Annotated in this window: 6 protein-coding genes; 5 read left to right on the plus strand and 1 reads right to left on the minus strand. The window is 33.6% G+C overall.

From position 1 onward, the window contains the following. The first annotated feature begins 59 nt into the window (after positions 1–59). The 4 genes from RMR09_RS07215 (at position 60) to RMR09_RS07230 (ending at position 5,224) form a co-directional block, all read left to right on the plus strand. Positions 60–1,010, plus strand: a complete 951-nt coding sequence (locus tag RMR09_RS07215) for a PhoH family protein (protein ID WP_310595123.1) — start codon at positions 60–62, stop codon at positions 1,008–1,010. Between the two features lie 21 nt (positions 1,011–1,031). After that, positions 1,032–1,844 (plus strand): HAD family hydrolase, encoded by an 813-nt coding sequence (locus RMR09_RS07220; protein ID WP_310595124.1) that lies wholly within the window; start codon positions 1,032–1,034, stop codon positions 1,842–1,844. Between the two features lie 11 nt (positions 1,845–1,855). Beyond that, positions 1,856–4,201 (plus strand): prolyl oligopeptidase family serine peptidase, encoded by a 2,346-nt coding sequence (locus tag RMR09_RS07225; protein ID WP_310595125.1) that lies wholly within the window; start codon positions 1,856–1,858, stop codon positions 4,199–4,201. A gap of 69 nt (positions 4,202–4,270) precedes the next feature. After that, positions 4,271–5,224 (plus strand): phosphoribosylaminoimidazolesuccinocarboxamide synthase, encoded by a 954-nt coding sequence (locus tag RMR09_RS07230; RefSeq protein WP_310595126.1) that lies wholly within the window; start codon positions 4,271–4,273, stop codon positions 5,222–5,224. 149 nt (positions 5,225–5,373) lie between these two features. Here RMR09_RS07230 and RMR09_RS07235 read toward each other — a convergent pair whose 3' ends face one another. Beyond that, positions 5,374–6,462, minus strand: a complete 1,089-nt coding sequence (locus tag RMR09_RS07235) for a M42 family metallopeptidase (protein ID WP_310595127.1) — start codon at positions 6,460–6,462, stop codon at positions 5,374–5,376. Between the two features lie 83 nt (positions 6,463–6,545). Here RMR09_RS07235 and RMR09_RS07240 point away from each other — a divergent pair, with 83 nt between their 5' ends. Continuing rightward, a complete protein-coding gene (locus tag RMR09_RS07240; protein WP_310595128.1) occupies positions 6,546–7,223 on the plus strand; it encodes a DUF4294 domain-containing protein in 678 nt (225 codons plus the stop codon). Positions 7,224–8,081 lie beyond the last annotated feature (858 nt).

The following is an 8,081-nucleotide window of genomic DNA, read 5'->3' on the forward strand; positions in this document are numbered from 1 at the left end:
GTTAGATTAATTATTTTAGTAATGATTTTCAACTTATAAATATATTAAAATTACTGCTTTTGAACGAAAGAATAATTGAATTAGTCGACATTGCTCCAAAAGAATTTTGGGGTGCTCAAGATGCTCATCTGGAAACCATTAAAAAGTATTATCCAAAGCTGAAAATTGTTGCTCGAGGAACTACTTTGAAAGCTTTTGGCGAAAAAGAGGTGCTGGATGAATTTGAAAAACGATTTCAAAGATTGATGCTCCATTTTACTAGATACAACAATATCGACGATAATGTAATTGAACGCGTAATTTTAGGAGATGGTCAAGAGGATCGAAAAATTCAAGGGCATGATAAAATCTTGGTTCACGGAGTAGGAGGAAAGCTCATTAAAGCATTAACACCCAATCAGCAATTATTAGTAGATACTTTAGGTAAAAACGATATGGTTTTTGCTGTTGGGCCAGCAGGTACAGGCAAAACCTATACGGGAGTTGCAATGGCAGTTAAAGCTTTGAAAGAAAAAGAAGTGAAGCGAATAATTCTAACTCGCCCAGCAGTAGAAGCGGGAGAAAATTTAGGTTTTTTACCGGGTGATATGAAGGAGAAACTAGATCCCTATATGCAACCTTTGTATGACGCTCTTCGTGATATGTTACCCAATGAAAAATTAGAAGATTATATTTTAAAAGGTATTATACAAATTGCCCCTTTGGCTTTTATGCGTGGGCGAACTTTGGATAATGCTTTTGTAATTTTGGACGAAGCACAAAATACGACCCATTCGCAAATGAAAATGTTTCTGACTCGTATGGGGAAGAATGCTAAGTTTATGATTACTGGAGATCCAGGTCAAGTCGATTTACCTCGACGAACAATTTCAGGATTGAAAGAAGCACTTTTGGTTTTAAAAGATGTCGAAGGTATTGGAATAATTTACTTGGATGATAAAGACGTAGTTCGACACCGATTGGTTAAAAAGGTAATAGAGGCGTACAAAAAAATAGAGAATAACGATTAAGGAAGTTGGAATAAATTTAGAATGATAAAAGAAAATATAAAAGTCGTTATTACTGATTTAGATGGTACTTTGTTGAATAATCACCACTCTATTTCGGATTATACTCAATCTGTTTTTCAAGAATTACACCAGCAAGATTATTTGATAGTTGTGGCTACTGGTCGCCATCATTTAGATGCAATGCCTTTGGTTGAAAAGTTAGGGGTGCCGTTATATTTGGTCACATCAAATGGGGCTCGAATACATTCTCCTGAAAAAGAATTACTCTTTTCAAGTAATATGAATAGCGATACAGTGAAATCTATTCTATCCTTAGATATCGATCCAGATATTACAACGGTTTTATTTAGAGAAGATATTTGGCAAACCAACAAACACAATGATAAGCTGAATAGTTTTCAGAAAAAGGTAACCTATCATCCAGAATTAGTTGACTTTAAGGAATTAAACGATTACGAAGCGATTAAAATTTTCTTTACACACGAAGACCATGCTAAACTGCAAACAGTTAAAGAATTAATTTTAGCGAAACATCCAGATACGTTCAATCATGCCTTTAGTTTGCCTATATGTTTGGAATTTATGGATAAATCGGTAGATAAAAGTGTTGCGATTGCCAAGATTTTAGAAAAGGAAAATCTAGATTTTCACCATGCTATTTCTTTTGGCGATGGCTTTAATGACGAGATGATGCTTAAAAATACAGGCAAAGGATTGATTATGGGAAATGCACCGGATACCTTAAAAAGCAAGTTGTCTCATCTAGAAGTTATTGATACTAATCACGAAGATGGAGTAGCGAAATACCTTTCAAAATTATTTTTAAACAACTAATTAATATCATAATGAAAAAAAATATACTACTACTTATTTGCGTTTTCACTTCTTCTTTTTTTCAGGCTCAAACGCTGAAATTAGAAGAAATTATGAAAGGAAATGGTTTTATTGGGAACCTACCCGAGAACGAAAGATGGTCTTTAGACGGTTCTAAAATTTATTTCGATTGGAATCCAAGTAATGATTTAGGTAATTCGACATATTATTGGAAAAAAGGAATGAAAGTTCCTCAAAAGGCCACTGCTGAAGAAGCTCAGTTTTCTAAATTTAATTTCTTAAATAGAGAAGGGTCTAATGTTTATTATTATGCTGACAAAGGACAAATTTTTTCGTTTGCTGTAAGTAATAAAAAAATAAAAAAGCTATATCAAAGTAGTTCTCCTATTTCTAATTTGCAATTAGCGTCTCAAGAAGGAGTTTTGTTTTTTAAACAAAATGATAACCTATTTAAATTTGATACCAATGCAGGGACTTTACTTCAAATCTCCAATTTCAAAAAAGGGAAAGCTGATGAAAAACAAAAAGCAAATGAAACTTTCTTAAAGAACCAACAAAAAGAATTGTTTCAATTTATCCGAGATCAAGAAGAAAAAGAAAAGTGGAATGCGGATAACGAATCTCCAAAATCCGATTTTCCAAAACCGTATTTTTTCGGGAAAAGTAGTATGGATAATAGTAAAGTTAGTCCAAAGGGCAATTTTATTACTTTTAGACTAAGAGAAGAAACGGAAGTAAAGTCTGAACAGATGGAAATTTTTGTTACGTCTGATGGGTATAATAAACCAAAAGATACAAAATCAAAAGTGTCAATAAATAATTTTGTGAATACAAAATTCGGAATATATAATGTAGCCAAAGATTCAGTTTATGTAGTTAATTTTTCATCATTAAGTCATATTCAAGATATACCTGAATATTATAAATCATATGAGAGCAATAAGAATTTAGAGAAAAAAGATAAACTTATAATTGCACAGGCTCCTGTATACAATAGAGACGGTTCGTATGCTATTGTAGAAATTAGAAGCCAAGATAATAAAGACCGTTGGTTGGTTAATTTGAATTTAGAAACCGGAACTTTTAAAGAAATAGACCACCAACATGATGAAGCTTGGATTGGAGGTCCCGGAATCCCATCGTATGCTTTTAGTTCGGGAACTTTAGGGTTTTTAGCAGATAATGAAACTCTTTATTTTCAATCAGAAGCAACGGGTTATTCTCATTTATATACCTATAATTTGAGAACGAATAAAAAAATACAATTGACTAAAGGGAATTGGGAAGTCCGAGGAGTGGTTCTGTCTAAAGATAAAAAAGCATTCTATTTAACCACCAATCAAACACATCCAGGGAATCGAGGATTTTATAAAATGAATGTTTCGGATGCTGTTTTACAACCAATTTTAATCAAAGATGGTGCTCATGAAGTGAGCCTTTCTCCAGATGAAAAAAGTTTGTTAGTTCGGTATTCGTTTAAAAATAAACCATGGGAGTTGTTTATGGCTTCTAATAAAAAAGGGAGTGCTTTAGAACAAATCACATACTCAACCACCAAAGAATTTGAATCGTACAATTGGAGAACTCCAGATGTGATTACATTCAAAGCACAAGATGGAACATCTGTAAATGCTCGTTTGTACAAACCAAATGCAGAAAAATCCAATAGAGCTGCTGTGATTTTTGTTCATGGAGCAGGGTATTTGCAAAACGCCCATAATTATTGGAGTACGTACCACAGAGAGTATATGTTTCATAATATGCTTACTGATTTAGGCTATACGGTTTTAGATATTGATTATAGAGGAAGTGATGGTTATGGACGAGATTTTAGAACTGGAATTTATCGCTTTATGGGAGGTAAAGATTTATCTGATCAAATTGATGGAAAAAAGTTTTTAGTTCAAAATTGTGGTGTAGATGAAAAGAGAGTTGGGATTTATGGTGGGTCATACGGTGGATTTATTACTTTAATGGCAATGCTTACAGCTCCTAAAGAGTTTACTTCTGGAGCAGGTTTACGTTCTGTAACTGATTGGGCACATTACAATCATGGTTATACGGGTAATATATTAAACTTTCCAGAAACCGACCCTGATGCGTATAAAAAAAGTTCGCCAATCTATTTTGCGAATAATTTAGAAGGTAATTTATTGATGCTTCATGGTATGGTCGATGACAATGTGGAGTACAAAGACATTGTACGTTTATCGCAACGTTTTATCGAGTTGGGTAAGAAAAAGTGGAGTTTAGCCAGTTTTCCTGTAGAGTCACACGGATTTAAAGAAACCTATTCTTGGGTGGATGAGTATACTCGAATTTTAGACTTATTCAATTCAACTTTACTAAATAAATAGTTTTTTAGACTTCCATTCTCCATGAAATAATGCTAAATTTGCAGCAATTACAAACAACACAATTATATAATGAGCCATACCATAACAACTACAAACTTTAATTTTCCTGGTCAAAAAAATGTGTATCGTGGAAAAGTTCGCGAAGTTTACAATATAAATGACGATTTATTAGTCATGATTGCTACAGATAGATTGTCGGCTTTTGATGTGGTTTTGCCAAAAGGTATTCCTTATAAAGGGCAAATTCTAAATCAAATAGCAACCCAATTTATGAAGATGACACAAGACATCGTTCCTAATTGGTTAATTGCAACGCCAGATCCTAATGTGGCTGTGGGGTATTTGTGTGAGCCTTTCAAAGTAGAAATGGTAATTCGTGGTTATGTTTCAGGACATGCTGCAAGAGAATATGCTGCTGGGAAACGAACTCTTTGCGGAGTTACTATGCCGGAAGGATTGAAAGAAAATGATAAATTCCCAACTCCAATAATTACTCCTACAACCAAAGCGGATAATGGTTCGCATGACGAAGATATTTCTAGAGAAGCAATTTTGTCTAAAGGAATAGTCTCAGAAGAAGATTATTTAGTTTTAGAACAATACACAAGAGCTTTGTTTCAAAGAGGAACTGAAATTGCAGCCAGTCGTGGATTGATTTTGGTGGATACCAAATATGAATTTGGTAAAACCAAAGAGGGACAAATTGTTTTGATTGACGAAATTCATACTCCCGATTCTTCTCGCTATTTTTATGCAGAGGGCTATCAAGAAAGACAAGATAGAGGAGAAGAACAAAAACAATTATCTAAAGAGTTTGTGCGTCGCTGGTTGATTGAAAATGGTTTTCAAGGGCAAGAAGGACAGCAAATTCCAGATATGAATAATGCTTATATCGAATCGGTTTCAGAACGGTATATTGAATTGTACGAAAATATCTTAGGTGAGAAATTCGTAAAAGCCGATATTACTAATATCAATGAACGAATTGAAAAGAATGTTGTAGCGTTTCTAAAAAACAGATAAACGTCTTTTTCTTCATATATAAAAAACCGCAATTCATAATTTTTGAATTGCGGTTTTTTTAGCCCCGATAGCAGAGGAAATCCTTTTCCTTTTTTATTTAAAAAGGAAAAAATTGCAACGGATAGCGGGATTAGCTCCTAAAGCAATCATTATTTGAAATACGAAAAAGTTGCTTCGTTTTCTATTTTCAATAAGGTTTCATAAATCAATTTAATAACATTTTCCACGTCTTCACGATGTACCATTTCTACTGTGGTGTGCATGTAACGTAGAGGAAGCGAAATTAAAGCCGAAGCCACACCGCCATTACTGTATGCAAAAGCATCTGTATCAGTTCCTGTAACTCGTGAAGAAGCCAATCGTTGAAACGGAATGTTTTTCTCGGTGGCAGTATCAAGGATCAATTCTCTTAAATTGTTTTGCACGGCAGGAGCATAAGTGACTACTGGTCCTTTACCAATTTTAGTTTCTCCTTCAATTTTCTTATCAATCATTGGAGTAGTAGAGTCGTGACAAACATCGGTTACAATAGCAACATTCGGTTTGATAGTTTGTGTTATCATTTCGGCACCACGCAATCCTACTTCTTCTTGAACTGAATTAGTAATGTACAATCCAAAAGGTAATTTTTTACCATTTTCGTGTAACAATCGTGCTACTTCAGCAATCATAAAACCTCCCATACGGTTGTCAATGGCGCGGCAAACAAATTTATTCTCGTTCAATACCATAAATTCGTCAGGATACGTAATTACACAGCCTACGTGAACACCTAGTTTTTCAACTTGTTCTTTGTTTTCGCAACCGCAATCAATAAAAATATTATCGGTTTTCGCCACTTCTTCTTTACCTCTGTTGCGGGTATGAATGGCAGGCCAACCAAAAACACCTTTTACGATTCCGTTTTTAGTGTGTATGTTTACTCGTTTCGAAGGTGCAATCTGATGATCAGAACCTCCGTTTCTAATCACGTAAATCAAACCATCATCAGTAATATAATTGACATACCAAGCAATTTCGTCAGCATGACCTTCAATTACTACTTTATAAGGAGCATCCGGATTAATGATTCCCACAGCAGTTCCGTAAGTGTCTGTTATAAAGGTGTCGACATACGGTTTTACATAATCCATCCAAATTTTCTGACCTTCGGCTTCAAATCCAGTTGGCGATGCATTATTAAGGTAGTTCTCTAAAAAGCTAATCGAGTTTGCGTTTAATATTGATTCAGTGCTCATAAAATTATTTTTTTTGCTAAATTATAAATTTGGCATTACAGTTGTGTATAGAATGTCTAATTTTGCCATTAAATTTTTCAACCATGAAGAGTATTCAATTTATCATTTGCTTATTATTTATTTCTACCGCGGTTAACGCACAGATAATTAAAAAAGACACCGATCAAATGGGGTATGTTTTAACAGAAAACGATACCATTTTGAATGATACTATTGAACTTCCCGAAATTATTGTTCGGAAAGAAAAGTTAGACGTAGAAGCATTGAAACAATTTCAGCTCCTTCAATTTCGTGTATATAAAGCATATCCGTATGCTAAAATCACCTCCGAAAGATTAGTAGCCTTAAATAAGGGAATGGGTAATCTTAAGACCGAAAAAGAGAAAAAAAAATATTTTAAGATTGTCGAAAATTATTTGACTAACGAATTTGAAGATAAGCTCAAAAAATTATCACGTAAGCAAGGTCAAATTCTAGTAAAATTGATTCATCGTCAAACAGGAACGACTACTTATGAATTAATAACCAATCTCAAAAGCGGTTGGAAAGCCTTTTGGTCGAATGTTACAGCCAGAATGTTTGATATTAATTTAAAAACAAAATACGATCCCTACGAGAATAACGAAGACTACTTAATTGAATCAATATTGGTGAATGCCTTTTTAAATGGGAGATTACAAAATCAACCGCCAGCAGTTAAGGTAGATTTTGACAATTTAAGCGCCACTTGGCAAGCAAAAGTAAGTGCGGCTAACAAATAATCCCTTTTATTAATTTTTAATTCGGGCGTTCCCTTTTTGCTTCGTTGCCTCGCAATGACAGGTCGGGCTATCCGCTGTATCTTTTTAAACGGAGACTTCGAGAGCCTCAGTTCCCTTTTAAAAAGGATGTCGCTACTATCCCTAACGCGGGTGCAATATCAATAATAATAACAATTTCAAAGTTCAACATTCAACATTTAACCCTCTTCATGTCTCTTAATTTCTTAATGGTTCACAAATCTTATATTCCCTTATATTCCTTATATGGTTCAATAACAATTTCAAATTTCGTTATTCAATATTAATTCCTCTTCATGTCTCTTAATTTCTTAATGGTTCACAAATCTTATATTCCCTTATATTCCTTATATGGTTTAATAACAATTTCAAAATTCAAAATTCAACATTTAACCCTCTTCATGTCTCTTAATTTCTTAATGGTTCACAAATCTTATATTCCCTTATATTCCTTATATGGTTCAATAACAATTTCAAATTTCGTTATTCAATATTAATTCCTCTTCATGTCCCTTAATTTCTTAATGGTTCAAAAACCTTCTATGCCTTATATGGTTTAAAAACCTGCGAATCTGCTGTAAATTTCAATAATACCACTTTACGTCTATTGAATTCAAAAAAAACTTTGTTGTTTACAAAACTTTAAATCAGCGAGTTAAGAAAGAGGAAAAAAATAAAGTTTAAAAAAGCTTGTAAAATGTGGATTTAGGTTGTACTTTTGCACCCGCATTAGAGGCGACGTTCTTACTTAAATATTGAAAAGCGAGTTGAAATACAATAGGAAGAAATTTTTATAAAAAGATTTGCTAGAGATAAAAAAGTAATTATCTTTGCCCTCCC

This window comes from Flavobacterium sp. (assembly GCF_031537875.1).
In the GTDB taxonomy this organism is placed as follows: Bacteria; Bacteroidota; Bacteroidia; order Flavobacteriales; family Flavobacteriaceae; genus Flavobacterium.